Source organism: Nocardioides psychrotolerans, from assembly GCF_943371775.1.
Classification (GTDB): Bacteria; Actinomycetota; Actinomycetes; order Propionibacteriales; family Nocardioidaceae; genus Nocardioides; species Nocardioides psychrotolerans_A.
Genome location: NZ_CALRWD010000048.1, coordinates 1 through 26,301, shown reverse-complemented (window position 1 = coordinate 26,301; position 26,301 = coordinate 1). Strand labels below are relative to the sequence as shown.

Annotated in this window: 22 protein-coding genes; 10 read left to right on the top strand and 12 right to left on the bottom strand. The window is 72.3% G+C overall.

Translation table 11 applies throughout. The features are described from left to right. Nucleotides 1-103: 103 nt before the first annotated feature. Complete coding sequence (locus AAG827_RS14195; protein ID WP_341926734.1) at nucleotides 104-2,344, top strand: hypothetical protein; 2,241 nt, start codon at nucleotides 104-106, stop codon at nucleotides 2,342-2,344. A 6-nt stretch (nucleotides 2,345-2,350) separates the two neighbouring features. Here the strand turns inward: AAG827_RS14195 and AAG827_RS14190 are convergent, their stop codons facing one another. The 4 genes from AAG827_RS14190 to AAG827_RS14175 form a co-directional block, all read right to left on the bottom strand. Beyond that, nucleotides 2,351-3,454 (bottom strand): MBL fold metallo-hydrolase, encoded by a 1,104-nt coding sequence (locus tag AAG827_RS14190; RefSeq protein WP_341926733.1) that lies wholly within the window; start codon nucleotides 3,452-3,454, stop codon nucleotides 2,351-2,353. Between the two features lie 10 nt (nucleotides 3,455-3,464). Beyond that, nucleotides 3,465-4,274 (bottom strand): SDR family oxidoreductase, encoded by an 810-nt coding sequence (locus tag AAG827_RS14185; RefSeq protein WP_341926732.1) that lies wholly within the window; start codon nucleotides 4,272-4,274, stop codon nucleotides 3,465-3,467. Further along, nucleotides 4,271-5,371 (bottom strand): diacylglycerol kinase, encoded by a 1,101-nt coding sequence (locus AAG827_RS14180; RefSeq protein ID WP_341926731.1) that lies wholly within the window; start codon nucleotides 5,369-5,371, stop codon nucleotides 4,271-4,273. The genes AAG827_RS14185 and AAG827_RS14180 overlap by 4 nt, the downstream gene beginning before the upstream one ends. A gap of 139 nt (nucleotides 5,372-5,510) precedes the next feature. Continuing rightward, nucleotides 5,511-6,683 (bottom strand): NADH:flavin oxidoreductase, encoded by a 1,173-nt coding sequence (locus tag AAG827_RS14175; RefSeq protein WP_341926730.1) that lies wholly within the window; start codon nucleotides 6,681-6,683, stop codon nucleotides 5,511-5,513. Between the two features lie 48 nt (nucleotides 6,684-6,731). Between AAG827_RS14175 and AAG827_RS14170 the strand changes: the two genes are divergently transcribed. Together AAG827_RS14170 and AAG827_RS14165 are read left to right on the top strand one after the other, a co-directional pair. After that, complete coding sequence (locus tag AAG827_RS14170; protein ID WP_341926728.1) at nucleotides 6,732-7,493, top strand: putative protein N(5)-glutamine methyltransferase; 762 nt, start codon at nucleotides 6,732-6,734, stop codon at nucleotides 7,491-7,493. Between the two features lie 174 nt (nucleotides 7,494-7,667). Continuing rightward, the gene (locus tag AAG827_RS14165; RefSeq protein ID WP_341926727.1) at nucleotides 7,668-8,558 is read left to right on the top strand and encodes an oxygenase MpaB family protein; all 891 of its coding nucleotides are present in this window, start codon (nucleotides 7,668-7,670) and stop codon (nucleotides 8,556-8,558) included. 22 nt (nucleotides 8,559-8,580) lie between these two features. On the opposite strand, the gene AAG827_RS14160 is transcribed toward AAG827_RS14165, so the two are convergent. The 3 genes from AAG827_RS14160 to AAG827_RS14150 all read right to left on the bottom strand — a co-directional run bounded on the left by AAG827_RS14160 (nucleotide 8,581) and on the right by AAG827_RS14150 (nucleotide 12,336). Further along, nucleotides 8,581-10,836 carry a SpoIIE family protein phosphatase gene (locus tag AAG827_RS14160; protein WP_341926726.1) on the bottom strand — a complete coding sequence of 752 codons (2,256 nt, stop codon included), beginning with the start codon at nucleotides 10,834-10,836 and terminating at the stop codon, nucleotides 8,581-8,583. 121 nt (nucleotides 10,837-10,957) lie between these two features. Beyond that, nucleotides 10,958-12,067: an acyltransferase family protein gene (locus AAG827_RS14155; protein ID WP_341926725.1), complete on the bottom strand. Its 1,110-nt coding sequence runs from the start codon at nucleotides 12,065-12,067 to the stop codon at nucleotides 10,958-10,960. Then, the gene (locus AAG827_RS14150; RefSeq protein ID WP_341926724.1) at nucleotides 12,064-12,336 is read right to left on the bottom strand and encodes a hypothetical protein; all 273 of its coding nucleotides are present in this window, start codon (nucleotides 12,334-12,336) and stop codon (nucleotides 12,064-12,066) included. Before AAG827_RS14150 ends, AAG827_RS14155 begins: the two co-directional genes overlap by 4 nt. A gap of 108 nt (nucleotides 12,337-12,444) precedes the next feature. Between AAG827_RS14150 and AAG827_RS14145 the strand changes: the two genes are divergently transcribed. Further along, nucleotides 12,445-14,946 (top strand): ATP-binding protein, encoded by a 2,502-nt coding sequence (locus AAG827_RS14145; RefSeq protein ID WP_341926722.1) that lies wholly within the window; start codon nucleotides 12,445-12,447, stop codon nucleotides 14,944-14,946. 21 nt (nucleotides 14,947-14,967) lie between these two features. On the opposite strand, the gene AAG827_RS14140 is transcribed toward AAG827_RS14145, so the two are convergent. Together AAG827_RS14140 and AAG827_RS14135 are read right to left on the bottom strand one after the other, a co-directional pair. Beyond that, entirely contained in the window at nucleotides 14,968-15,342 is a 375-nt protein-coding gene (locus tag AAG827_RS14140) for a response regulator (protein WP_341926721.1), read from the bottom strand. Continuing rightward, the gene (locus AAG827_RS14135) at nucleotides 15,320-16,315 is read right to left on the bottom strand and encodes a response regulator transcription factor (protein WP_341926720.1); all 996 of its coding nucleotides are present in this window, start codon (nucleotides 16,313-16,315) and stop codon (nucleotides 15,320-15,322) included. The genes AAG827_RS14140 and AAG827_RS14135 overlap by 23 nt, the downstream gene beginning before the upstream one ends. 95 nt (nucleotides 16,316-16,410) lie before the next feature. Between AAG827_RS14135 and AAG827_RS14130 the strand changes: the two genes are divergently transcribed. The 6 genes from AAG827_RS14130 (at nucleotide 16,411) to AAG827_RS14105 (ending at nucleotide 21,242) form a co-directional block, all read left to right on the top strand. Next, nucleotides 16,411-16,788: a response regulator gene (locus AAG827_RS14130; RefSeq protein WP_341926719.1), complete on the top strand. Its 378-nt coding sequence runs from the start codon at nucleotides 16,411-16,413 to the stop codon at nucleotides 16,786-16,788. 233 nt (nucleotides 16,789-17,021) lie between these two features. Next, entirely contained in the window at nucleotides 17,022-17,909 is an 888-nt protein-coding gene (locus AAG827_RS14125; protein ID WP_341926717.1) for a sensor histidine kinase, read from the top strand. After that, nucleotides 17,888-18,580, top strand: coding sequence for a response regulator transcription factor (locus AAG827_RS14120; protein ID WP_341926716.1), 693 nt, complete (start codon nucleotides 17,888-17,890; stop codon nucleotides 18,578-18,580). The genes AAG827_RS14125 and AAG827_RS14120 overlap by 22 nt, the downstream gene beginning before the upstream one ends. Nucleotides 18,581-18,780: 200 nt before the next feature. Next, on the top strand, nucleotides 18,781-19,230 hold the full coding sequence (gene pssD, locus AAG827_RS14115) for a PssD/Cps14F family polysaccharide biosynthesis glycosyltransferase (RefSeq protein ID WP_341926714.1): 450 nt from the start codon (nucleotides 18,781-18,783) through the stop codon (nucleotides 19,228-19,230). Next, nucleotides 19,227-19,775, top strand: a complete 549-nt coding sequence (locus AAG827_RS14110) for a glycosyltransferase (protein ID WP_341926713.1) — start codon at nucleotides 19,227-19,229, stop codon at nucleotides 19,773-19,775. The genes pssD and AAG827_RS14110 overlap by 4 nt, the downstream gene beginning before the upstream one ends. A gap of 12 nt (nucleotides 19,776-19,787) precedes the next feature. Next, nucleotides 19,788-21,242, top strand: a complete 1,455-nt coding sequence (locus tag AAG827_RS14105; protein ID WP_341926711.1) for a sugar transferase — start codon at nucleotides 19,788-19,790, stop codon at nucleotides 21,240-21,242. Nucleotides 21,243-21,386: 144 nt separating this feature from the next. On the opposite strand, the gene AAG827_RS14100 is transcribed toward AAG827_RS14105, so the two are convergent. From AAG827_RS14100 to AAG827_RS14090, 3 genes are read right to left on the bottom strand one after another with little or no spacing between them, the layout of a single operon-like run. Continuing rightward, nucleotides 21,387-22,082, bottom strand: coding sequence for a LuxR C-terminal-related transcriptional regulator (locus AAG827_RS14100; RefSeq protein ID WP_309647982.1), 696 nt, complete (start codon nucleotides 22,080-22,082; stop codon nucleotides 21,387-21,389). A 7-nt stretch (nucleotides 22,083-22,089) separates the two neighbouring features. Beyond that, nucleotides 22,090-22,899, bottom strand: coding sequence for a hypothetical protein (locus tag AAG827_RS14095; RefSeq protein WP_341926710.1), 810 nt, complete (start codon nucleotides 22,897-22,899; stop codon nucleotides 22,090-22,092). 7 nt (nucleotides 22,900-22,906) lie between these two features. Further along, nucleotides 22,907-26,224 carry a PKD domain-containing protein gene (locus AAG827_RS14090; protein WP_341926709.1) on the bottom strand — a complete coding sequence of 1,106 codons (3,318 nt, stop codon included), beginning with the start codon at nucleotides 26,222-26,224 and terminating at the stop codon, nucleotides 22,907-22,909. Between the last annotated feature and the right edge of the window lie 77 nt (nucleotides 26,225-26,301).

Here is a 26,301-nt window from a genome sequence, read left to right as displayed (position 1 = left end):
GTTGCAGGCAGATGGCCGAGTGGTCATGGGCCGGCGTCCAGACCAGTGGGACCTCCTGGCGACAAACCCGGACGCCGGGTCGGTGCGGTCCTACGTTGAGCCCGTGCCGATACCCCCAGCAGCATCCGCGACCGCCGCCTCCGTCGTCCGCGCCTGCGCGGTGGCCACGCTGACGCTCACGCTCGCCGCGACGGCGGCCGCCACGCCGAGCAGCGCCCAGGTCGGGTCGGCGGCGCTGACCCGCGACGACCGGAGGGCTCCGCTGCAGGCGGCCCCGCCGTCGTACGCGATCGTCACCGACGGTGACGTCACCGACCTCGCCCGGCGCGGCGACACCATCTTCGTGCGCGGCGACTTCACCCGCATCGGCCGCTTCACCGGCTCCGGCATGCCGCTCGACCCGACGACGGGCGCGCGCACCGAGGCTCCGGCGCTCGACGGCCAGGTGTCGGTGGTGGTCGCGGACGGCGAGGGCGGGTGGTACGTCGGCGGCAACACCGCCACCGTCGACGGGCACCGCTTCGGCGGCGTGCTGCACGTGGCGGCCGACGGCACCGCTGACCCGGCCTTCGCCCCGCGCGTGCGCGGCCTGGTCAGCGCGCTCGCGCTGGACGGCGACACCCTCTTCGTCGGCGGCCTCTTCGACTCCGTCGACGACAGCGAGCGCCGCAACCTCGCGGCCATCGACACCACCAGCGGCGACGTCACGCCCTTCCTCGCGCCGAGGCCCGAGCGGGTGACCGAGCTGGTCGTGACCGACGGTCGGCTCTATGTCGGCGACGGGTCGTTGATCGCCGTCGACCCCGTCACCGGCGCCCGCGACACCGGCTTCGAGGCGTCGCTGCCCGGCGAGGTCCGCGCCCTGGCGGCCGACCCGGACGGCACGCGGCTCTACGTCGGCGGGCGCGGCCTGGTCGCGCTCGACCCCGACACCGGCGCCGCCGACCCGACCTTCACGCCCACCGCCACGCCCTACGGGCAGCTCGGCGGCGTCGTCCACACCATCCTGCCCAGCGGCGACCGGCTCCTCGTGGGCGGCGGCTTCGGCTCCCTCGGCGGGACGCCCGGCCCGCTGGTCTCGCTCGACCCGGCCACCGGCGCCGGGGACCCCGCCTTCACCCCCGCGATCGCCGACCTCGGGGACGGCCCCGACCGCGGCGTCTTCGACCTCGGCGTCGTCGGCGACGAGCTCTGGGTCGGTGGGCTCTTCGGCAGCGTCGGAGGCACCCCGGCCACCAACCTCGCCGCGGTCGACGTGACCACCGGCGCCCGCGTGAGCAAGACCCTCGACCACCTCGACGGCCAGGTCAACGCCGTCGAGCCGTCCGGCGCCGGGCTCTACGTCGGCGGGCAGTTCTTCATGGCCGGCTCGGTCCGCTCCCGCGGCACCGCCGCCCTCGACGCCAGCACCCTGCTGCCCCGTCCCGGCTTCCGCGGGCACCCCGTGCTGCGCTTCGGCTCGATGGTCCCCGGTCGCCGTGCGATCTACGTCGCCCGCACCAACTTCCACGGCTACGACGCCTTCGAGCACGACGCCCGCGGCCGGTGGTACTCCCCCAACCGGCTCGACGTGCGCGCCTTCGACCCCACCACCGGGGAGCCGATCGACCGCCTCGCCGTGACCGGCGTACAGAACCTGAGCGGGGTGACGACCCTCGGCGACCGGCTCTACGTCGCCCAACGGCTCGACGACGACGTCCGCTTCCCGCGCAACCTGATCACCGCCTACTCCCAGCGCACCGGCGAGCGGTTGCAGAGCTTCGTGCTGCCGCTCAAGGGCTACGTCACCGAGCTCGGCACCGCCGGCAACGACCTGCTCGTCGCGGGCAGCTTCCGACGCACGCGCCCCGGCGGGCAGCCGGCCAACCTGGCGCTGCTCCGGGTGCGTCCCGGCAACGGCCACGTCCGCAACGGCTTCGACCCGCAGACCAACGGCCCTATCTACGACATCGCCCGTCAGGGCGACGACGTCTACGCGGCCGGCATCTATCGCACGGCCGGCTACGGCAACGCCTTCAAGCCCGGCCTGGCCCGCTTCACGCTCGACCGCGAGGTGCCCGGCACGCTCGACCTGCGCGGCACCTTCCACCCGCCGCGGCACCGGCTCTCCCACAGCGACACCGTCGCGGCGCTCGGAGAGGTCGTCATGACCAACGCCTGGACCAACCGCTTCCTCGACGCGGTCAGCGGCGAGCCGGTCGAGGACCCGCTCGACGGCTACGGCCGGCAGGTCTCGTTCGCCCTGCCCTACGACGGGTCGCTGGTCTACGTCGGCGACCTCTACCTGCCGCTGGCGGACAACGACTACTACGCGTTGTCGTTCGTCTCGCGCGCCGGCGGCTGAGGCCGATCAGGTCAGGGCGGCGAAGACGACACCGTCGGGGTGCTCCTCGCGCATGGCCTGGCCGCGAGCGACGAGCAGCTCGAGGTGGGCCTTGGTCTCCATCGAGGCCATGCCCTGGCTGAAGACGTCGAGCTTCTCGAACGGCGTCTCGTGACGCGTCCAACCGAGCCCCTGCGCGACGTCGTGCGACGTGCGCGGACCACCGGCGATCAGGTGCAGGCTCTCGGCGAGCCGCCGCTCGTGGTGCACGAGCAGCTCGTCGACGCGGGTGTGCGAGGACGGCGCGACCGGGCCGTGCGCGGGCAGGATCGTCAGGTCGGGCAGGGCGCGCACCTTGGCCAACGACCCCATGAAGTCGCCCAGCGGCTGGTCGGTGGGCGGCACGGTGAAGCCGATCGACGGGGTGATCGTCGGCAGCACGTGGTCGCCGGCGAAGAGCAGCCCGGCGGCCCGGTCGGCGTAGACGAAGTGACCCGGGGTGTGACCGGGCGTGTGGACCGCGTCGATGACGCGGCTGCCGACCTCGAGCTCCTGGTCCCCTGACAGCCAGACGTCCGGGTAGGCCCACATCGCGGGGTCGGGCAGCTCGTCGCCGTCCATGCGCACCCACTGGTCGGCCACCTCGCGCGCGCCGGCCGAGACCAGCACCGCGACGAACGGGTTGGCGCTGAGCTGACCGACGTTGTTGAGCAGGTCGAGCGCGGGCTTCTCGTCCAGCCCCAGCGACACGTCGACGCCGAGCTCGGCGCCGAGGACGCGGGCCAGCGTGTAGTGGTCGCGGTGGACGTGGGTCACCAGGAAGCGACGGATGTCGCCGAAGCCGTAGCCGACCTCGCCCAGGCACCGGTCGAGCAGCTCGCGCGCCACCGGGATCGACCAGCCGCCGTCGACGAGGGTCAGCCCGTCGCCGGTCTCGATGGCGTAGACGTTGATCGCGCGCAGGCCGTCCATCGGCAGCGGCAGCGGGATCCGGAAGATCCCGTCCGCGACGCGCCAGGCACCCTCGGCCGTCCAGTGCTCCCCGGAGTCCGGCGAGACGGCGTACGCCGTGCTGACGCCGGGATCCCTGCCCTGGCTCGCGATGGGCGGGGGTGCGGAGTCGGGGATCACGCGCGCGACGTTACGCGCCGACGTCGGGGAACCCGAGGTCCAGGGTCGGCTGCTGGATGCCGCCGTCGACCTCGAGGAGCTTGCCCGTGACGTACTGCCCCGCCCTCGACGACAGGTAGAGCACCGCGGCCGCGATGTCCTCCGGCTCCCCGACGCGACCCAGCGGCGTCTTGCTCTCGAGCTGGTCCATCATCGCCGGCTGACCGGCGACGAACTCCAGCGCGCTGGTCATGATCGAGCCGACGTAGATGCCGTTGACGCGGATCCTGGGCGCGAGGTCCTGGGCCGCCATCCTGGTCCAGTGCGCCAGCGCCGCCTTGGCCGTGCCGTAGGCGATGAAGCCGCGGTCGGCCGTGCGACCCATCATCGACGAGATCGTGACCACGCTCTTCTGGGCGTCGGGCGCGCTCTGCAGCATCAACGGGACGGCTGCCCGGGTCAGCGCGTGCGCGGTGGTCACGTTGAAGCTGAAGGCCTCGTTGAGGAAGTCGTTGCTGGTCTTGAGGAACTCCGTGGGGAAGGTCCCACCCACGTTGTTGACCACCGTGTCGAGCCGGCCGAACTCGTCGTACGCCGCCTGGGCGAGGCCCGCGACAGCGTCGAGGTCGCTGAGGTCGGCCGCCACGACGAGGCAGCGGCGACCCGTCGCGCGGACCTGCTCGGCGACCACGTCGAGCTGCCTCTCGGTGCGGGCAGAGATCAGCACGTCGGCGCCGGCCTCGGCGAGCGCGACGGCGGTGGCGGCGCCGAGACCGCGGCCCGCGCCGGTGACGATCGCGACCTGGTCGGTGACGGCGAAGCGGTCGAGGATGCCGCTCACGTGCTCACCAGTCCGCGGCCGGTCACGAGAGGCAGGTCGATCGCGGTGACCAGGCCGGGCTCGGCGGCGACGACGGCCGGCAGCGCGTTGATGATGCGCTGGGCGGTCGTGATCATGCCGGAGACGTTGTGGTCGCCGTGCTCGCCGTGGTGGGTGAAGTCGACCTGCATCATCGGCTCGCCGGAGATCTTGACCCGGTAGCAGCCGTCCACGCCCGCCGGCGGCGTCTCCCACTCGGGGACCTGGTCGGGCGCCGTACGGGTGATGTGCTCGAGCACGACGCGCGGCGTGCCGTCGACCTTGCCGATGAGCTGGAAGCGCACCGCGCCCATCGTGCCGGCGGCGACGTCGCCGGAGACCGAGGGCGTGTCGACCTCGGCGGCGCGGCGGTCGACCTCCTCGGTCAGCGGCTCGTCGAGCACGACGTCGAGGCCCGCGGCGATCTGGCGCACGACGCTGCCCCACGCCATCGTGAGGATGCCGGGCTCCCAGAGGAACGCCTTGAAGTCCATCGGCTTGCCGAAGCCGAACATGTCGCCCATGACGACGGGTTGGTAGTAGGTCGAGTAGTCGCAGATCTCCATGACCCGCACCTCGTCGATGCGCTGGGACAGGCTCGTCATCACCAGCGGCAGCACGTCGTTGGCGAAGCCGGGGTCGATCCCGTTGACGTGGATGCTCGCGTTGCCGGCCTTGCAGGCGTCGTCGATGCGCGCGAGGAACTCCGGGGGCAGGATCTTCTCGGGCCACTGCAGCAGCACCGGCCCGCTGCTCGTGACGTTGATGCCTGCCTCCACGAAGCCGATCAGGTCCTCGATGCACTCGAAGACCCGGTCGTCGGCCATCGCGGTGTGCACGATCGCGTCGGGCTTGAGCGCGATGAGGGCGTCGCGATCGGTGGTGGCCAGCACCCCGAGCTCGCGGCCCATCTCGGCCAGGATCCCGGCGTCCTTGCCGTGCTTGTCCGGGTTGGACACCCACACCCCCACGAGCTCCAGGTCGGGGTGGGCGTCGATGCCCGCGATGGCGTGGCGGCCGATGGTCCCCGTCGACCAGACGACGACACGGAGCTTGCGGTCAGGCTTCACTTGCGACATGGGCGTCAATCTAGAACACGTTCTAGATTTGCGGAAGGGGGTCGGGCCTCATGCAACACGACGTCCACCCATCTAGAAGGTCGTTGCAGCGGCCGGGAAGATGAGCAGACGACGTGTTACATCAGTTGGGCCGCGCCGATCAGGCCGGCGACACCACCGGGCACCGCGTGCCGGAGTAGATCGTCGGCATGCAGCGGTTGCAGTGGACGCAGACCCCGGCGGTGGCGCGGCCGGCGGCGAGCTTGTTGACCAGGTCGGGCTCGCGCAGGACGGCGCGACCCATGGCGACGAAGTCGAAGCCGGCCTCCATGGCACGCTCCATCGTGTCGACGCGGTTGATCCCGCCGAGCAGCATCAGCGGCATCGACAGGGCCTCCCGGAAGCGCATCGCTTTGTCCCAGAAGTAGGCCTCCTCGAAGTCGTAGTGCTTGAGGAAGCCGCGACCCATCGGCGTGCGCATCCCGAGGCGTACGACGGGCGGCATGGACGCCGCGAACTCCTTCAGGGGGACGTCCCCGCGGAAGAGGTACATCGGGTTCATCAGCGAGCTGCCGCCGCTCATCTGGAGGGCGTCGAGGCACCCGTCGGCCTCGAGGAGCCGGGCCAGCTCGAGCCCCTCGTCGGTGGTGACACCGCCGCGGAAGCCGTCACTGAGCGACACCTTCGCGGTGACGGCGACCTCCGAGCCGACCTCGTCGCGCACGGCGCGGGCCACCTGGCGGGCCAGGCGCGCACGGTTCTCGAGCGAGCCTCCCCACCGGTCCTTGCGGCGGTTGAGGCCGGGGGCGAGGAAGGAGGAGATCAGGTAGCTGTGGGCCATGTGCAGCTCGAGCACGTCGAAGCCGGCGTCGACCAGCGTGCGCGCCGTCGCGACGTAGGCACGGGTCACCCGGGTGAGGTCCTGCTCGGAGGCCGCGCGGATCATCTGCATCGACAGCGGGCTGGGCATCCGGCTCGCACTGATGGCGCGGACCCCGTTGGAGCGACCGTTGGCCACCGGGCCGGCGTGACCCACCTGTCCGGCGATCGCCGCGCCGGTCTCGTGGATCGCGTCGGCCAGCCGGGCCAGCCCGGCCGCGGTCGAGGGACCGACCACGACCTGCTCCGCGTGCGTGCGCCCCTCGGGCGCGACCGCGAGGTAGGCCACGGTCGTCAGGCCGATCCCCCCGCGCGCGACGGCGAGGTGGTAGTCGATCAGGGCGTCCGTCACCTGACCGTGCGGGGCGCGACCCTCGAAGGTCGCGGCCTTGACCGTGCGGTTGCGCAACCGGACGGGGCCGAGGGTGGTGGGCGCGAAGACGTCGGGGGCCATCCCCGAACGATAACGTGTTCTAGTTTTGGCCGTGGCACGATCGGTCGCGTGACCGATGCCGCCGTGGCCGCACTCCGGGCAGCCGGCTGCGTCTTCGCCGAGGACGAGGCGGCGCTGCTGCGTGCCGAGGCGCAGGACGACCAGCACCTCCAGCTGCTGCTGGCCGAGCGCGTCGCCGGGCGCCCCCTCGAGCAGGTCGTCGGCTGGGCCGAGCTGGAGGGCGTGCGGGTGCGGATGAGCCCCGGCGTGTTCGTCCCCCGTCGCCGCAGCGCGCTCCTCGTGCGGCTCGCGACCGCCGCGGTGCGCACCGGTCACGAGCGGGTCGTCGACCTCTGCTGCGGCTCCGGCGCCCTCGGCGCCGTCCTGCTCACCCGCCACCCCCACCTGGACCTGCACGCCGCCGACCTCGACCCCGCGGCCACCGCCTGCGCGCGCAGCAACCTGCCCCCGGAGCGGGTCCACGACGGCGACCTCTACGACGCCCTGCCGCACCACCTCCGGGGTAGCGTCGACGTCCTGGTCGTCAACGCCCCCTACGTCCCGAGCGGTGCGATCGCGACCATGCCATCGGAGGCGCGCGACCACGAGCACCACCTCGCGCTCGACGGCGGCGCCGACGGGCTCGACGTACAGCGTCGGGTGATCGCGTCGGCCCCGACCTGGTTGGCGCCCGGGGGGCTGACGGTCGTCGAGACCGGCCGCGCCCAGGCCGACACCACCGCCGCCCTGATGCGGTCCGCCGGCCTCGAGCCCCGCCAGCACCGGGCCGCCGACGTCGACGGCTGCGCCGTCTCCGGCCGCCAGGTCTAGACCACGCGTCGGAGGAGGTTTGGCGGTCGACCGATCGGGCACCAGACCTCACGTCGGCGGCCCCACGGGCTTGGCGCACGTTGCGAGGACCGGGGGGCCCGAGCAGCAACCGTGTCGGGCCGCCGACCATCCCGACACCGCCCTCGACCGCTGCGTCGGCACTACGCTCCAGGCATGCGGAAGACCAGGCGCGAGGCCATGCGGAAGACGCTGTGGGCCGATCGCAACGCCCAGCTCGACCCGGAGACGGACCACGCGGAGATCTACCGCAACCTGACGCTCTACGAGTTCCCCTGGGACTTCAACCAGTCGTTGGGCTTCGCGCTCTTCCGCACCTACGCCGTGCCCAGCATCGGCAGCCTCCTCGACGCGACGGGGCAGTTCACCGGCGCGTGCCAGAAGCGCTACGACGACACCGGCATCCTGCTGGAGGCCCCGCTCGTGTCCGGCTTCGCGAGCCGCGACGGCAAGGTCGCGATCCGGCGCATCAACCAGATGCACCGGATGTACGACATCAGCAACGACGACCTGCGCTACGTCCTCGCCACCTTCGTGGTCGTGCCGAAGCGCTGGCTCGACGACTTCGGCTGGCGCGCGCTGTCGGACGGCGAGCTGCGCGCCTCCGTCAACTACTACCGCGAGCTCGGGCGCCACATGGCGATCACGGACGTCCCGGAGACCTACGACGGGTTCGCCACCCTGATGGACGACTACGAGGCCGAGCACTTCGCCTACGACGCCGGCGCCCGTCGCGTCGCGGACGCGACGCTGGCACTGATGGCGTCGTTCTACCCCCGCCCCGCCGCCAAGGGCGTCGACGTCTTCAGCCGGGCACTGATGGACCCGCCGCTGCTGGCGGCCTTCCGCTACGACGACCCGGGGCCGGCCGCGCGCCGCGCCTCGACCGCCGCCCTGCGGGCCCGCGCCCGGCTCCTGGCGCACGTGCCCTCGCGCCGCAAGCCGGTCTTCGTGCACGACCTGGCCAAGGTGAAGAGCTACCCCGACGGCTACGACCTCGCCGCGATGGGCACCTTCACGCCGGGCTGCCCGGTCCCCCACCGGTGACGCCGGCGTCGCGCCGGCGGCCTCAGAGCCGTCGTACGGCGAGCAGCGTGGTGTCGTCGTCCTCGGTGCCGTCCTGCAGGGCCAGCACCCGGTCGGCGAACTGCTCCAGCGGCTCGTGCGTGGACGTCGAGGAGGCCACCAGGCGCAGCCGCTCGGTGCGCTCGTCCATGTCGAAGCCACGCCGCTCGACCAGCCCGTCGGTGTAGAGCAGGAGCGTCTCGCCCGCCGGCAGGTCCACGAGCACGGTCTCGGCCGTGCCCGATCCGACGCCCAGCAGCGGCCGGGCGTCGTCGGCCACCTCGCGGGCACCGTCGTCGCCCGTGAGCAGGGCGGGCGGGTGGCCGGCGTTGGCGATCTCGGTGCGCCCGGTCTCGACCTCGAGCAGCACCACCACGGCAGTGGCCACCCGCAGGTCGAGCAGCCCGTCCATCAGCCGGTCGAGGTGGTCGAGGGCCGAGGCGGCGCTGTGGCCCTCGAACAGGTAGGCACGCAGGGCGGTGCGGACCTGCGTCATGGCCGACGCGGCCGACACCCCGTGGCCCGCGACGTCGCCGATGACCAGGGCCAGGCGCCCGTCGGGCAGCTCGAAGGCGTCCCACCAGTCCCCGCCGAGCTGGTAGGTGGTGGCGGGGCGGTAGCGGGCGACGAGGTCGACGCCGGAGAAGCCGGGAGCCCGGTCGAGGACCACGTTGCGCTGCAGCGACTCGGCCATGGCGATCTGCTCGCGCGAGCGCAGCAGCAACAGGCCGTTGACGTGGCGACCCAGCACCTCGGCGGCCTCGGTCTCCCAGAACGCCCACGTCTCGGAGCGACCGCGCACCACCTGGCGCCACTTGTCGAAGGAGCGGCGCGGGCTGAGCCGCACGTGGGGTCCCTCGGAGGCGGCGAGGAGCTTGTTGGTGGGGTCGCCGCCCCAGTCGACGACCTGCTCGATCTCGGGTCGCAACCACAGCAGCCACCGGTCGGGCGAGGCACCGATGCGCAGCACGCCGGCGACCACCGGGGCGAGGTGCTCGAGCGCGGGGTCGAGGTCACCGAGGTGGGCGGTGTGGGTGGCGTAGCGCTCGGGGTCGTCGGTGACCTGGGCGATCCGCACCAGGTCGGTGGTGGCCGGCACCACGCCGACCGTGCGGATCGTGCCGTCGAAGTTGAGGGCGACGCCGGTCGCGTGCATCAGCTTCATGAGGGCCGGGTCGGAGATCAGGGCCTCCAGCGGCGACTCGGCGCTGGCCGAGACGCGCGCGGTCAGGTCGGCGAGGAGGCCCTGCGTGGACAACGCCGCCTCGCGGTCGTCGGCCCGCTCACGGTCGGCGATCATCGGCGAGGCGACCTGGGCGAGGAACTGCGCCGCCGACCGGGCGTCGTGCGGCGGGCGGTGCGGGCCGGAGTAGTGATGGCAGGCGATCAGGCCCCAGAGCTCGCCCTCGACGAGCAGGGAGACCGACATGGAGGCGGTGACGCCCATGTGGGAGAGGTATTCCACGTGGACCGGCGACACGCTGCGCAGCGTGGAGTGCGACAGGTCGAGCGGCGCCCCCGTCGCCGTGTCGAGGATCGGCGTCAGCGGCACCGGGGTGTAGCCGATGTCGACGATCAGGCGCAGCCAGTTGACCGTGTAGAGACGCCGCGCCTGGGCGGGGATGTCCGTGGCGGGGTAGTGGAGGCCGTAGAAGGAGTTGAGGTCCGGGCGCCGGTCCTCCGCGACGACCTCGCCGTTCCAGTCCTCGTCGAAGCGGTAGACCATCACCCGGTCGAAGCCGGTGAGCGCGCGCACCTCGCGGGCCAGCTGGTCGGTCAAGCCCATCACGGTGCCGGTCGCCGCCAGCCGCCCCATCGCGCTGCGCGCCGACTGGTAGGTCATCGTGGTGTCGCGCACGTGCTGGACGGGCTCGATCTCGACGACGGTCCGCTCTCCCGAGCGGTGCAGGTGCACGTCGACGTCGGCACCCGCGAGATGGCCGCGCGCCACCTCGTCGAGCCGGGTCACGAGCGGCTCGTCGGGGTAGCCCTCGGCGATCCGCCGCGCCACCAGGTCGGCGGCCCGCGCCCCGATCAGCCCACCGATGGGCCGACCGACCACCGCGTCGGCCTCCTGACCCAGCATGACGTCGGCGTTGGCCGAGAGCATCACGACCTGCGCCTCGTCGTCGATCGCCAGCAGCACGCCGTGCGGCTGGATGGCTCCGGGGACGTGGATCGGCTCGGTGTCGCACGAGGTCAGGTCGACCGGGTCGTAGGCCGGGGTGTGGTCACCGGGCGACGTCGAGGGGATGGACACGTCCGAGCACCGCCTTCTCGAGATGGTGCCGATGCCCGGTGGCGATCGTCGTGCCCTTCTCTCCCAGGAGGACCCTACGAGACCACCCGCCCGCGTGGGCGCAGACCACGAGGAGAGCGGGTCACAGTCCGGTCAAGGACCCCCGGGCCGGAGCGGTCGACAGCGTGCGGCTCGGGCGCTCCGGTCGCCGCTCGGGCAGCAGGGGGGCGGCTGCCGGCAGCGCGAACAGGAAGCCCAGTCCGTGCCGCACCGCCAGCGTGTGGGTGACCAGGCAGACCGTGACCACCAGCGCCGTCACCAGCACCGGGTAGCCCACCGTCAGCGCGAACGACGCCGCCGTGCGCCCCTCCCCCAGCACGACCCCCGAGTGCTGGACCACGGCGATGACGACCATGTGGAGCACGTAGACCGGCAGCGTCCGCCGCCCCAGCCAGGCCAGCGGCTCGGCCACCCGCGCGACCCGCGACAGCTGGACGGCCGCCGTGATGCCGGCCGGCACCCCGACCACGCTCAGCAGCACCAGCTCGATGCTGCGCGGCGGGTCGAGCGGCACCAGCAGCAACGAGAGACAGGCGTACGCCGCCACGAGGGCCCGCAGCGACAGACCGGCCTCTGCCACTCGTCGTACGAGGTGGGGGGCGTAGGCGCCCAGGGCGAAGAAGGTGAAGTGGAAGAGCACCGAGACCCGGTTGGTCTCCTCCAGCGGGACGAAGGAGGACAGGAGGGACACCGTGGCGGCGACCGCGACCGCGACCACCAGCCCCGGTCGCCGACGCAGCGCGGTGGCGAGCACCGTGTAGAGCGCCAGCGCGTAGAGGAACCACAGCCCCGTGGAGGCGTAGAGGACGTCGAGGAGCAGCTCCAGCCAGCCCTGGGTGCGGTTGGCCGGCAGCGTCACCTCGAGGGTGAACACGCCCCACAGCAGGACCAGCCAGACGACGTAGACGTAGGCGAGCCGCACGACCCGCGCCCGCACGTCGGTCCAGTCCCGACGGACCACGCCGGCGGCGAAGAAGCCGCTCACGAGGAAGAACAGCGGCATCCGGACCGGCTTGAGCGCACTGCTCAGGCCCACCCAGAGGTCCTCGACGGGACCGAGGTCGTCGGCCACCAGGGGCGCGTAGTGCTTGGTCGTGACGTGGTGCAGCACCACGAGCAGGATGCAGACGCCCTTGGCGACGTCGGGCCAGAGCAGACGCAGCGGCGCGGGGGGCGGCGTGGAGGGGTTCACCCCCGCTGTGACGCCACCGGCTCCTGAGAAGTTCGCGAGGACGACGGCGACGTCGGCAGGGCGCAGACCGTGCGGGTCTGGACGAGGCCGAGGGCCCAGCAGGTGGGGCAACCGCGCAGCAGGACCACGGCCGGGACGGCCAGGAGCAGCACGACCGGCCCGGTCAGCGGGATCAGGGCGAACGCGGCCACGAGGAGGGGGAGCCCGAGCGCGCCTCGCACCAGGTGCTCGCGCACGGATCGGGACGCGAAGGTGGTGTCGGCGTCCATGGCACCAGCGTGACAGGCTCCGCAAATGCCACCAGGTCCTCGCGACGTAAAGTAAAGAAAAGGGTGGAGGGGGGTGCCCTGCCCGCCTCAACCGGGACGATGAGCAGCATGTCCACCTCGACCGAGCGCGCCCCCGAGCGCCCGGCCCCTCCCATCGCGTGGCCGGGCGGACGGCGTTCGGTGGTCCTGCCGGTGACGGCCGCGACCCTCGCCCTGGTGTTCGCCCTGGGCTTCTGGTCGGTCGTGTTCGCCCCGTCCGGGTCGCAGGTCGCCGCCTGGTGGCCGGCCGCCGGGGTCTCGGCAGCCCTGGTCGCGCTCTCTCCACCACGGTCGTGGGCGCCCCTGGCGCTGTCTCTGGTGGTGGTGACGGGCGCGGCCAACGTCGCCGCGGGACGTCCCCTCCTCGTCGCCCTGTGCTTCGGGGTGGCCAACGCTGCGGAGGCCGTGATTATCGCCTGGTCGCTGGGCGCGGCCCGTGAGCGACCCTCGTTGAGGACCACCGCCGACATGCGCCGGCTCGTGGTCGCCAGCGTGCTCGGCGGGCTCGTCATCGGCCTGCTGGCATCGCTGACGGTGACCGTCCTCGAGAACGGCGCGTTCCTCGTCACCTGGGAGCGCGTCCTCGCCTCGCACGTCGCCGGCGTCCTGATCGTGCTGCCCGTGGCGCTGCTGGTGCTCCCCGGGGTCTCCCCCGGGATCCGGTGGAAGGAGTGGCGCGGTTCGGCCTCCGTCCTCGAGGCCGGCGCCCAGGTCGTCGCCGTCCTCGTCGTCGTCTCGGTCGTCTTCAGCCGAGGCCAGGACCGCCCTTTCGTCTACCTGTGTATCCCGTTCCTGGTCTGGCTGGCGCTCCGTCTGCCTCCGTGGGCGGTCGCGCTGGAGATCCTCGCGATCGCGACCCTGGTCAACGTCCTGACCCACGAGGGCGGCGGACCCTTCATCGCCTCGGGCGCCATGACGCCGGAGACCTCAGCGGCCCTCGTGCAGTCGTTCCTCGTCGTCTGCGTCGTGGTGGCCATGCCGCTGGCCCTGGCGCTCCAGCAGCGACGCGAGACCCTGGCCGACCTGATGCGCAGCGGCGGCGACCTGAAGGTCGAGCGCGACTTCACCGCGGCCGTGCTCGACTCCACCGTCTCCCTGATCGTGGTGGTGGACCGGGCGGGCCGGATCGTGCGCGCCAACGCAGCCGTGGAGCGGATCAGCGGGCTGAGCCTCGCGCGCCTGGTCGGCGCGGCCTACGACGAGGCCCTGCTGATGCCGGGGACTGCAGCCAGGTTCCGGCACACCTCCCTCTCCGGCGAGGCGCCGACCGGGGACGGTCCCGACGGGCTGGAGCACCAGGTCTGGCGCTCACCCACCGGCCAGGCGCGCGCGGTCACCGCCAGCAGCCGGCCCCTGCACCGCGACGACCCGACGGGCCCGGTCGTGATCACCGGCCGCGACGTGACCGAGCAGCTCGAGGCCCAGGGCCTGCTGCGCTCGATCCTCGACGCGACGACCGCCACCGCGGTGATCGGCACCGACACCGAGGGGGTCATCACGTTCTTCAACGCCGGCGCCGAGGCGATGCTCGGTTTCACCTCGGTGGAGATGGTCGGCCGCGAGACACCCGCCCGCTTCCACGTGGAGAGCGAGGTCGCCGAGCGGGCCCGGGAGCTCGAGATCGCGCCCGGCTTCGAGGTGTTCGTCCACGAGGTGCGCCGCACCGGGGTGCCCGAGCGCCGCGACTGGACCTACCGATGCAGCGACGGGACCACGATCGTCGTGAGCCTCACCGTCAGCGCCCGGACCGACGTCGACGGGACGATCCACGGCTACCTCGGCGTCGCCTCCGACGTCACCGAGCGTCGTCGGGCAGAGGAGTCGCTGCGCACCGCGCTGGAGCACGAGCGGCTCGCGGTCGCCCGGCTGCACGAGCTCGACCGGATCAAGACCGACTTCGTCTCCAGCACCAGCCATGAGCTGCGCACGCCGCTGACCAGCGTGCTGGGCTTCTCCCAGCTGCTCGCCACCGAGGCGGTCGGCCCCGTCAACCCGCGCCAGCGGGCCCTGCTCACCCGGATCGAGAAGAGCGGACGGCGGCTGCTGGACCTGGTGGAGAACCTGCTGACCCTCGCCAGCCTGGAGTCCGGCGAGCTCGAGCTGCGCCTGGCGGCGCTCGACCTGCGCGAGGTCGTGGTCATCGCCCTCGAGACGCTCGAGGAGACGCTGCGGGGCCGCGACCTCACCCTGGACCTCGACCTGGGAGCCGACCCCGTGGGGGTGTGGGGCGACCAGGACCAGCTCGAGCGAGCGGTGATCAACCTGCTGTCCAACGCCATCAAGTTCACCGACGACGGCGGGCGCGTCGAGGTGTCGCTGACCCGCGTCGGCGACGAGGCCCGGCTCCGGATCAGCGACACCGGCATGGGGATCCCGCTCGAGGAGCAGCACCGCCTGTTCAGCCGCTTCTTCCGGGCCTCCTCGGCCACGGCGGCAGCCGTCCCCGGCACGGGGCTGGGCCTCTCCATCGTGCACGCCATCGTCGAGGCCCACGACGGCAGCATCGAGGTGACCTCGACCCCCGACGTGGGCACCACCTTCGTCATGCACGTGCCGACGCCCCAGGAGTAGCCGCACCCGTGGTGCGGCTGGTCAGGCGAGCAGCGCGTCGACCGTCCGCAGCATCTCGTCGATCTCGAACGGCTTGATGAGGTAGGCGTCGGCGCCGGCCTCGAGACCGGCCCGTCGGTCGTCTTCGAGGGCCCGGGCGGTCAGCAGCATCACGGGGACCCGGCGGTGGTCCCCACCCTCCTCGAGGGCCCGCAGCCGACGCGTGACCTCGAGACCGTCGAGCGAGCCGGGCATCGCCACGTCGAGCAGCACCAGGTCGGGGCGCGAGCGCGCGAACGCCTCGATCGCCGCCTCCCCGTTGTCCACGTGCACCGTCTCGTGACCTGCGTCCTCCAGGAGGATCAGCAGCAGCTCGGTCACGTCGAGGTCGTCCTCACCGACCAGGATGAGCGCCAAGGTCCTCCCCCTTCTGGTCGCCGACCCGCGACTCGAGGGCCACCGCGACGACGCTGATCCGTCGCGCCAACCCGTCCAGCCGCTCCAGGACGGAGGTCCGCATCGCGGCGGAGTCCTCCGTCGCCTCACCGTCGGACATGCGCATGAGCTGCACGGCCATCCGCATCGCCGTGAGCGAGTTGTTGAGCTCGTGCACCAGCTCCCGGGTGCCCACTGCGGCGAGATCGGCGGCGTCCTGCTCGCCGGTGACCGCCTCGCTCCAGTCGGGCAGCACGGTCTCGGCGGTCCTGGCCACCCCCACCCAGCGGTAGCCGGCACCGCTCTCGGTGCGGATGAAGCGCGGCGCGTGGGCGTCGTCACCGATCTTGGCGCGCAGCGAGCGCACGTGGGCGCGCAGGGCGTCGCGGGTCTCGTCGCCGTGGCTGGAGTCCCACACCCGTTGGAGCAGCCACCGGTGCGTCAGGAGCTGCTCGGGATGGGTGACGAGCTCTTCCAGCAACCGCCACTCGGTCGGGGTGAGCCGGGCCTCGGCACCCCCGACCTCGATCGTGCGAGCCACCAGGTTGACCTGGAGACCCTCGAAGTCGTGGCGTCCCGACGTCTCCTCCGCCGGGGCGGCACGTCGCTCCAGGGCCCGGAGCCGCGCGTGCAGCTCGTCGAGGCCGAAGGGCTTCTGCAGGTAGTCGTCAGCTCCGGCGTCCAGCGCCTGCACCTTCGCGAGCTCCTGGGTCACCCCCGAGAGGACGAGGATCGGACACTGGCTCCACGAGCGCACCCGCTTGATGACCTCGAGGCCGTTGAGACCGGGCAGGCTCAGGTCCACGATCATCAGGTGCGGCTCGGAGGTGGCGGCGAGGTCCACCGCACGCTCACCGTCGGCCGCCACCAGCACGTCGTACCCCTCGCGCGAGAGCGCCCTGCTCAACGCATGGGTCACTTGGGGCTCGTCGTCGACGACGAGGACACGGGTCACCCCTCGAGGCTAGTGGCTCCAGGCTTTACGGGTTGTTCATATGGTCCAAGCCGCACGGCATCATTTCCACACGCGCCGAGTGCGACGGTCAGGACATGGCACGGATCCTGGTAGCCGACGACAACGTCGACCTCTGCGAGCTCATCGAGATCGCCCTCAGGAGGGACGGCCACGACGTGACGACCGTGACCGACGGAGCAGCGGCGCTGACGGCCTGCCTCACCAACGACCACGACCTCGCGGTCCTCGACATCATGATGCCGCTGATGAGCGGGCTCGAGGTGACCGAGCGCGTCCGCGCGGACCCCACGGTGACCATGCGGATCCTGCTGCTCACCGCCCTCGGGACCCGGGACGACCGGCAGCGGGGCTACGACGTCGGAGCCGACGACTACCTGACCAAGCCCTTCGGCCTCGTCGACCTCGTGGAGCGGGTGCGTGGCCTGGTCGGCGACGAGCTGAACATCGCGTGACGGTGAGACGGCTCACGTTTAGCACTGCACTAGCCTAAATTGAGGGAAGCGGAAGACCTGTCTGGACATTTTTTCCCTCAGATGCGCCCGTTTTGACGTTTCTTTGACGTTTCTTTGTCATGTGGCTGGCTCACTTACGTCTGAGCCAAGGGGGAAACATGGCGAATGAACGACCGTGTAATTTCGGGGACACGACCGTTGACGCTCCACCGGAGGACCTTTCCACACTGCCCATGGGGGGCAGGAGGTCTGATGGGGAGATCATCGCTGTGCTGCTCGCGGCCTCGCTGCTGACCGGTGCCGCGCTGGCCTTGGGGTCGGTGGTTCGGATCACCTGGCCCGGTGCCTTCCTGGCCGTCGCGGTGGTCTGCTTCGGCAGCCTGCTGCTCATCCGGCTCGACCGGCGCCGCACGCGTGCGGCCCAGGCCGACCTGGTCGACCAGCTCGGTGCTCGGGTGGTGGCCGCCGAGGCCGCCCACGAGCGCCAGGAGGAGATCCTCCACGAGCTCAAGGCCACCGTCGGTGGCGTGGCCATGGCCTCCCGCCTGCTCAGCGAGCGGCGCGCGGAGATGGGCCAGGACACCGTGACCCGGCTCGAGGACATGCGTCAGGCCGAGCTCGGGCGCCTCGAGCGCCTCCTGGGCCACGAGACCGGGACGCCGTCGGGTCCCGTCGACCTGCACACGACGATCTCGCCGCTGGTCGTCTCGCTCGCCTCCCGCGGCCACGCGGTCGAGTGGCACGGCACGGCGCTGCGCGCCCTCGGCACGCAGGACGATGTCGCGGAGGTCGTCCACATCCTCCTCGAGAACGCCGCCCGGCACGCCCCGGGCAGCGACATCAGCGTCCGCGTCGAGGACCGCCACGAGCACGTCGCGGTCGTCGTCAGCGACACTGGCGACGGCGTGCCGTTCGAGGCCCGGGGTAGCATCTTCGACCGCGGTCACCGCTCGGAGCAGTCGCCCGGGCTCGGCATCGGCCTGCACGCCGGTCGTCGGATCGCCCTCGAGCTCGGGGGCGACCTGCGCCTCGAGACCTCCCGGGAGCATCGCGGAGCATCGTTCGCGCTCACCCTCCCGGCCGAGCGGATGGACGCGCTGTGCCACGCGCACTCGGCCTGACCCGGGTCGCCATCGTCGAGGACCACCTGCTGTTCGCAGAGTCCCTCGAGGTGGCGCTGTCCCTCGAAGGCCACGACGTCCACCGCGTCCCGCTGGACGACGGCATGTCCAGCACCGCCCTGCTCACCGCGCTGCTGCGCGCCCAGGCGCGCATCGTGCTGCTCGACCTCGATCTCGGCGAGGCCGGCTCCGGCGTGCGCCTGATCCAGCCGCTGGTGCGATCGGGCGCGGCGGTCGTGGTCGTCACCGGCGACAGCGACCGTGCGCGGTGGGGCGAGTGCCTGGTCTACGGCGCCCGCACCGTGCTCGACAAGGCCTCGTCGCTCAACACCATCCTCGCGACCATCCGTCGCGTCGGTGAGGGGCGGGCCCTGATGACCCGCGAGGAGCGCGACGCCCTGGTCCACCACTTCCAGAGCGAGAAGCGCTCCGACCACGAGACGCGTCTGCGGCTCGAGGCCCTCACCCCGCGCGAGCAGGAGGTCCTCGGCCACCTGATGCTGGGCCACGCGGTGCGCGACATCGCGCGCACCTTCGTGGTGTCGGAGGCGACCGTGCGCACGCAGGTCAAGTCGATCCTGTCCAAGCTCGAGGTCTCCAGCCAGCTCGCGGCCGTCGGTGCCGCCAACGCGGTCCGGTGGCGTCCGCCGCAGCAGCAGACCTGGGCCTGAGGCGAGCCCTGGAGCAGCCCAGCGATGGGTCCAGCGAGGGGTCCAGCGATGGGTCCGGCGAGGGGCCCAGCGATGGGTCCGGCGAGGGGCCCATCGCCCAGCCCAGGCTGGGAGATCCCCTCATTTAGGCATGAAGTGAACACCCGGTTTCCCTAAGTTTGAGGGGCGGTCATCGACCGCCTTGCCTAGGGGGAACGTGGATGAAGGTCTTGCTGGTGTGCTCCTCGGGGGGACACCTCACCCAGCTCATGCAGCTCCAGCCCTGGTGGCAGGAGCACGAACGGCACTGGGTGACCTTCCCGACCGAGGACGCCGTCAGCAAGCTCGAGGGTGAGGACGTCACCTGGGCGCACTACCCGACCACCCGCAGCGTCAAGAACCTCGCCCGCAACAGCGTGGTGGCGATGCGCACCATGCGTGACGTCCGCCCCGACCTGGTGGTCACCACCGGTGCTGCGGTCGCCGTCCCCTTCTTCTGGCTCAAGCGTCCGTTCCGCGCCTCGACGGTCTACCTCGAGGTCTTCGACAGGATCGACACCCCGACCCTCACCGGTCGGCTGTGCCGCCCGGTCACCGACCTGTTCCTGGTGCAGTGGCCGGAGCAGCAGAAGCTCTACCGCGAGAGCGTGCTGCTGGGTGAGGTCTGGTGAGCATCACGACCCACCGCTCCGCCGAGCCGCAGACCCTCCCCCGCCTGGACCTGCCCCTGGTGGCGGTGTTCGTGGGCACCGACCACCACCCGTTCGACCGGGTGCTGGGCTGGGCCGACGCGGTCGCCGCCCATGGCCGCCACCGCTGGTTCGTCCAGCACGGCTCCACGAGCCTGCCCGGCAGCCTCGACGGCGAGGGCATCCTCTCGACCACCGCCATGTCCGAGCTCCTCGAGCGGGCTGACGCCGTCGTCACCCACGCCGGCCCGGGCATGATCATGGAGGCCAGGGCGGCCGGCCACCTGCCGATCGTGGTGCCTCGCGACTCCGGGCTCGGGGAGCACGTGGACGACCACCAGCTGCGCTTCGCGCGCCGCGTCGGCGACTCGGGCCTCGTGACCCTGGTCCAGGACCAGCACGGATTCGCCACCGCCCTGGACCAGACGCTGCGCCGCGGCCGGATCGCACGCCCCGAGGACGACCACGCCCACGAGGCGTCCGCCCGCTTCGGTCGGCTCGTCGACCAGCTCGTGCACCGGCGCTGAGGGGCCAGCTGCATGACCGCCTCCGTCGAGCTCGACCGCCCGCGCGCCCTCATCGCACCCCGGTGGGCGGCCGGGCTGCGTGCGGACCCGACCACCCGCCTGGTCGACCGGAGCCACCGCCGCCCCTGGCTGCGGGTCCCGGCAGACCTGGCCGCCGGTCTGGTCGCGGCCAGCGCGGTGCACCTGCTCGACCCGTCCAGCCTGCCGACCCCGGCGCTCGCCCTGCTCCCGCTGGGCTGGGTGGCGGTGCTGCTCGGCGTCCGCGCCTACGACAGCAGCCCTCGGCGGCTCGACGCGGACGAGGCTCTCCGGGTCCTCCGTGCCGGAGCAGTCCTGTCCGTCCTCACACTCGTCGTCGTCAGCCTCGGGATCCTCGACCTCCGACCCCACCAGATGCTGGCTCTCGTGGCGACCGCGCCGGTCGCGACCCTGTGCCTGCGCGCAGGGTTGGCCCACGCTCCCGCCGGGGTGCTGCGCCGCTCGCTCCCCCCTCCCCGCGTCCTGGTCGTCGGGCACCGGCGTGCCGCCACGGGGGTGGTCGAGTCGCTGCGCCGCAGCGGAGACTTCACGGTCGCCGGGGTGTGCCTTCCCTCCACGGCCTCCACCGCCGGGCTCCAGGTGCCCGTGGTCACGGGCTTCGAGCGGATCGTCTCCGCCGTCGCGGAGCACCGCGCCGACGCGGTCGTCGTCCTCCCGTGCCGACACTTCGCACCGGCCGACCTGCGCCGGCTCGGCTGGCGCCTGGAGCCTGCCGGCACCCAGCTCTTCGTCGCCTCCGGGCTCCAGGACGTGGGCACGACCCGCGCCCGCCTGCACCAGGCGGGCGACCTCCCGCTCCTCCACGTGCGCCATGCCGAGCTCGGCGGCGCACGACGAGTCGTCAAGGAGGTGGGTGACCGCCTCGCCGCCGGCCTCGCCCTGCTGCTCGTCTCGCCGGTGCTGCTGACCCTGGCGCTCGCCGTACGGCTGGACTCGTCGGGGCCTGCCCTGTTCCGCCAGGTGCGGGTCGGCAAGGACGGCCAGACGTTCACGATGTTCAAGCTGCGCACGATGGCGCACGACGCCGAGGACCGCCTGGTCGCGGTGGTGGCGCTCAACGAGTCCGACGGCGTGCTCTTCAAGGTGCGCGAGGACCCGCGCGTCACGCGCCTCGGTCGCCTGCTGCGACGGTCGTCGCTCGACGAGCTGCCGCAGCTCCTCAACGTCCTGCTCGGCCACATGTCCCTCGTCGGTCCCCGACCTCCGCTCCAGGATGAGGTCGCCGCCTACGTCGGGGACACCCACCGCCGTCTCGCCGTCAAGCCCGGCATCACCGGCCTGTGGCAGGTGTCGGGCCGCTCCGACCTGTCCTGGGAGGAGTCCGTGCGGCTCGACCTGCGCTACGTCGACAACTGGTCGATGACGTTGGACCTGCTGATCCTGGGCCGCACCGCCCGCGCGGTGCTCAGTCGCCGCGGCGCCTACTGAGGTCGCCGCAGCCGCCGAGCCCGTACGCCGAGTCGGCGCGATGTTGCACCCCGTACGCCGAGTCGGCGCGTTGTTGCAGCACGCCGTGACTCAGGGCCGCCGTGAGCCCCGGTGCGCGTGCACCATGGCGCCGACTCGCGCTCCTCAGAGCTCGAGCAGCGCCATCGGCAGGTGCTCGAGGACCCGGCGGTAGACCGCGACGGCCTCGAGCTGGGAGGAGACGCCGAGCTTGCGCAGGACGGCCTTGACCTGGCTGCGCACGGTCGACACCGAGACACGGTCGTGCTCGGCGATGCCGGTGACCGACACCCCGTCATAGAGCTGCGCGAGCACCGAGAGCTCGCGGGGGGTGAGGCTGGTGAGCTGCTGGGCGGGGACGCGGTGCTGCTCCTCGAACGCCACCCAGGCATCCACGCGTCGTCCCCGCTCCAGCGGGGTGAGGAGCTCGCGACCCGACATCACCCGCGTGAGCGTGCTGGCGAGGTCGTCGAGCCCGGCCGAGGTGGGCAGCAGGCCGGCGATGCCCACGTCGAGGAGGGCACCCCACTCCACGTTGTCGGGCTGGTCGACCAGGACCAGCCAGCGCATCGGCACGGAGCGGACGATCTCGCGGGCGGCCGCACGCCTGCTGGGCTCGTCCATGCCGCCGAGCAGGACGGCGGCACGCGGCTGCAGGGCCCGGACCGTACGGCGCAGCGCGGCGTACTGCTCGGGCTCGGGCCAGCGCAGGATCCGCGAGTCGATACCGCGGCTGCTGAGCGCCACGGAGACCGACTCGGCCACCAGGTGCGGCTCGGCGAGCAGGACGACCCGGGGGCGAGCGCGAGGAGTAGTGGTCATGGGCCGCTCAGAAGAGCTTGAACTGCACGTTGTCGACGGCACCGTTGAACTGGTCGGGACCCGAGCGCACGATCTCGCCACCCGCCAGGGTCTTGGCCCCGATGGTGAGCGGCGTGCCACGCGCGAGGCGCACCAGCCCGATGCGGCCCGACGCGGTCCAGGGGCCGAGGGAGTCCCACTCGCCGTCGTCCTCCTTGAGCAGGTTGAGCTTGAGGGAGTCGCCCTGACGCAGGCAGGTGACGCGGTACCACTGGTCGGTCTCGACCGGCATGGGCGCACGGGCCAGCACGGCCCCACGGTCCCCCGCGACGCGGCAGGAGGCGTAGCCCTTGTCGATCTGCAGCTTGTACTGCGCCGGGCCGTCGTAGAGGCCGCGCTGGACGAGGTTGTTGCCGTTGTCGGTGGGCAGGCCGTCGGACTCGGCGTCGAGCCGGAAGTCGGCGCCGAAGCGGAACGTGCGGGTGCCCGGGCTCAGGGCGTCGTTGCGGCCGGTGCTGCGGACGACCACGGCGGCGGCCTTGGAGCGGTCGAGCGCGGGGAAGCGCCCGGCGTTCCGGGTCGGGCCGTGCTCCCGCACGATGCGACCTCCGGACTGGGTCACCAGCTCGATGTCGACCGGGGCGGTGCCGGTGTTCTCCACCCGCGGCACCACGGAGCCCTCGACGCCGACGGAGTCGTCGAAGGCGAGGAAGAGGTTGACCCTCGGCTTGGGCTGCTCCAGGGACGTCGGGGCCGACACTGGCTCCGCGCCCGCACAGCCCTGGGTGGCGACGCCCACGAGGGCCAAGGTGGCGGCGAGGCAGGTGCTGCGCAGCATCAGTTCATCAGCTCGTTCCGATAGCGGTGGTGAACATGACGGTCCTGCTGACGGCGACGCTGCTCGAGGCAGTCGTCCCGCCTGCGGTGCCGGCAGCGACACCGGTGCCACCGTCGACACCGAGCGAGGTCAGTCGTCCCCCACCGGTCCCCGTGGTGCCGCTGCGTCGCACGGTGCCCGCCGGAGTCGCCCAGGACGTGTCGACCGACGACTTGGCGATCCACTGGGTGACGACCCAGTCGCCCGCACCGGCGGTGACCGTCGGCGCTCGGTGGGTGGTGCCGCTGACCGAGTCGACAGCGGCGGCGTGCGCGGTGACCTGGCTCGCTCCGCCGCTGCCGCGATAGACCTGGACCCCGAGGTCGCTCTTGGCGAGCCCCGACGTCGTGATCGTGATCGTGCTCCCGGCGTCGGCAGCGGTGGCGGTCCTGCTCCAGCTGCGACCGATCACCCCGCTCGCCGAGACGTTGTCGAGGGCGGTCCAGCCCGCCGGGGCAGCCGGGGTGACCGTGGAGTCGTTGAGGGTGAGGTAGAGCAGCAGGGTGTCGCCCGCCTGGACGCCGGCGGGGACGGCCACCCGATGGGCGGTGGCGTTGCTGGTCGAGCGGTTGGCTCCCACGAACGACACCGCGGAGACCGGAGCGTCCGCGACCGCGACCGGGTGGCTCGTGGTGCCGGTGCGCCCGTTGCTCGAGGTGACCTGCAGGGTGACGGTGCGCGTGCCGGGACCGGCGTAGGTGTGCGTGGGTGTGGCTCCCGTGGCCGTCTGGCCGTCGCCGAAGCTCCAGTCGTACGCCGTCACCGTGGCCCCCGGCGACGTCGAGGCCCGCGCGTCGAACGAGCAGGTCAAGGTCGTGCACGACTCGGTGAAGGACGCGGTCGGCGCGACCGCCTGCGACCCCGCGGGGCCCTGGTAGACGAACATCGCCCGCGCGCCCCAGGTGGCGCCGTCGACCGCCGGACCCGAGACGACCTGGGCGGTGTTGGCCACGGGCACGCCGGACTGGGCGTTCTGCGCCCAGGAGGCCTTGCGCAGCGCACCGTCGGACGTCGCCCAGTAGAGCGCCGAGGCGGTCGCGAACATGCCGCGCACGGTGCGGGCGTCGAACCCGGCGACGTTGCTGGCCGCGATCAGGCGGCGGGCACCCACGATGCCGCTCTGCGGGTTGAAGTAGCGGTAGTAGAGCGTGTTGGTGTCGGCGCGGGTGAAGTAGATCCGGCCGTTGGCGAAGAACATGCCGGTGGCCGCGCGGATGTCGCTCTGCCAGTCGGTGAGGACGACGAGCTGGTCGGCGGTGTTGACGGCACTGACCGGGCCGTAGGTGGTGCCGTCGAAGCTGCGCTTGTCGAAGGTGCCGTCGGATTTGGCGACGTAGAGGTCGCCGTTGACCATGAAGGCACCACGGACGTCGTCCCAGTTCTGTCCGCCGTCGGGCGCGAGGGTGCTGGCGCCCACCGCGCCGTCGGCGAAGCTGCGCCGGCTGAGGCTGCCCACCGGAGCAGCGGCGGCGGGTGCGGCCGCGGTGCGTACGACGGAGAGGTCGCGCACCTTCTGGCCGCGCAGCGCGTTGGCGACGGTCACGTCGACGTTGCCGTCGCTGGTCAGGGGCACGGTGCGCACCGTGGCGCGGGGCGCGGCCGCGGTGCTCACCGCGCCGACGATCGTCGGCGCCGAGGACGTGGCGGCGCCGGCGACCGCGGTGCGCACGCGCGGCGCGGCGCGGCGTCCCTCGACCACCACGGCGGCCGTGGCCCGGTCGCTCGTCGCAGGCTCGGTGTAGCGCAGCCGCACGTCGACGGGGGTGCCCTGCGGCACCTGGAAGTCCCACTGGCGCTCGGTCAGCGAGGAGGACGTGCGCAGGTCGGTGTCGAGGACCTCCTGGCGCGCGGCGGCCACGGCGACGTCCTGGGCCGGCATCTGCAGGCCGCGGGCGTTGACGCGGTAGAGGACGCGGTTGGTGGTGGCCGTGGCGGCAGCACCGACGGGGCCGGCGGAGTAGACGTCGTTGGGCAGCACCGGGGTGCGCACAGCGGGGAAGCTCAGTCCGGCGCGGGGCATCCGGGCGATGCGGCCCTTGTACTGGTAGTCGCCGATCCGGTCGGTGTCGGAGGCGATGTAGAGACCCTCGTCGGCCAGCAGGAAGTCGAAGACGCCGATGCCCTTGTCGCGACCGGGATTCCACGAGAAGGGGAGTCCGCTGGCCGGGTCGAGCGCGGTGAGGCCCTCACGGGAGACGGCACCTTGACCCGCACGGCCGGAAGCCATCGGGTTGTTCATCCAGCGGAAGTGACCACCGACATAGACCACTGAGTCCGTGACCTCGACGCCCCAGGTCGTGTCACCTCCGGTGACCTCGATCCAGGACGGGCGCACCGCGCCGACCGACGCGGTCTCGAAACGGGCGATGGTGTCGCAACCACCGTCGGCTCCCCCGTAGCCGCCGCTGGTGCCGACGACGAAGTAGGTGCCGTCGGGCGAGAAGTCCACGTCGCGCATGTAGGTGTCGAAAGTCGTCAGGCACGGCTTCAGGTAGAAGTCGGTCGTGAACGGACCGGCAGCCGCCGTGGCCCCTGTGAGGTCGAGGGACAACAGCTGATGGCTCTTGACGCCGGCGAGGGTGTCGAAGTTGCCGATCGCCACCAGGCGCGAGCCGTCGGGGGTGATGTCGATGTCGAGGACCTGGGTCACGCCGGAGTTGTGGATGCCGGCGATGGGCAGCGACATGTAGGGCGTGGGCGAGCCGGTCGTCGGGTCGAGCGTGGCCAGCGCGGTCTGCCCGCGCCCCTTGATGTGGGTGAACGCGCCCGCCGCCCAGAGCCGGCCGCCGGTGAGGTTGAGGTCCTTGACGGCGCCGGTGACGGAGCCGGCGTCGAAGGCGGTGACCACCGCGCCGTCGGAGACGCGCACGCGGGCGATCCGCTGGCGGGTCGTGCCGCCGATGGAGGTGAACGTGCCGGCGACGTAGACCGTCGAGCCGTCACCGGCCGAGACGACCGACGTGACCCCGCTGTTGGGGTTGGGCACGAAGGTGGTGCTGATCTTGCCCGTGGCTGCGTCGAAGGCGAGCAGCCCGTTGCGCACCAGCGACGTGGTGTCGCCGCTGTCGTTGCGGGCCCGGGTGAAGGTGCCGGCCAGGATGACCGTGCCGCCCACCTTGGCGATGGCGTTGACCTGACCGTCGAGCACGTGCGGCGTGCCCGCGGCAGCGACGTCGGAGACGAGCTGACCGCCCGGGGTGTCGGCCTGGGCAGGCGTCGCCACGGGTGCCAGCAGCCCCACCAGCGCCAGGGCGGTGGTGAGCAGCAGGAGCAGGGACTTGCGCATGGTGTGCCTACTTGGTGGGGCGGTGGGAAGCCCCGCTGTCGGGCGCAGGGCTGTGGATCTCGAACAGTAGGAGCGCT

Excerpts from the sequence above, each read along its gene's own strand:
- AAG827_RS14090 (WP_341926709.1), bottom strand. The coding sequence starts at position 26,224 with ATGCGCAAGTCCCTGCTCCTGCTGCTCACCACCGCCCTGGCGCTGGTG.
- AAG827_RS14105 (WP_341926711.1), top strand. The coding sequence starts at position 19,788 with ATGACCGCCTCCGTCGAGCTCGACCGCCCGCGCGCCCTCATCGCACCC.
- AAG827_RS14180 (WP_341926731.1), bottom strand. The coding sequence starts at position 5,371 with ATGTCGCAAGTGAAGCCTGACCGCAAGCTCCGTGTCGTCGTCTGGTCG.
- AAG827_RS14165 (WP_341926727.1), top strand. The coding sequence starts at position 7,668 with ATGCGGAAGACCAGGCGCGAGGCCATGCGGAAGACGCTGTGGGCCGAT.
- AAG827_RS14175 (WP_341926730.1), bottom strand. The coding sequence starts at position 6,683 with ATGGCCCCCGACGTCTTCGCGCCCACCACCCTCGGCCCCGTCCGGTTG.
- AAG827_RS14095 (WP_341926710.1), bottom strand. The coding sequence starts at position 22,899 with ATGCTGCGCAGCACCTGCCTCGCCGCCACCTTGGCCCTCGTGGGCGTC.
- AAG827_RS14125 (WP_341926717.1), top strand. The coding sequence starts at position 17,022 with ATGGGGGGCAGGAGGTCTGATGGGGAGATCATCGCTGTGCTGCTCGCG.
- AAG827_RS14145 (WP_341926722.1), top strand. The coding sequence starts at position 12,445 with ATGTCCACCTCGACCGAGCGCGCCCCCGAGCGCCCGGCCCCTCCCATC.
- pssD (WP_341926714.1), top strand. The coding sequence starts at position 18,781 with ATGAAGGTCTTGCTGGTGTGCTCCTCGGGGGGACACCTCACCCAGCTC.
- AAG827_RS14100 (WP_309647982.1), bottom strand. The coding sequence starts at position 22,082 with ATGACCACTACTCCTCGCGCTCGCCCCCGGGTCGTCCTGCTCGCCGAG.
- AAG827_RS14150 (WP_341926724.1), bottom strand. The coding sequence starts at position 12,336 with ATGGACGCCGACACCACCTTCGCGTCCCGATCCGTGCGCGAGCACCTG.
- AAG827_RS14130 (WP_341926719.1), top strand. The coding sequence starts at position 16,411 with ATGGCACGGATCCTGGTAGCCGACGACAACGTCGACCTCTGCGAGCTC.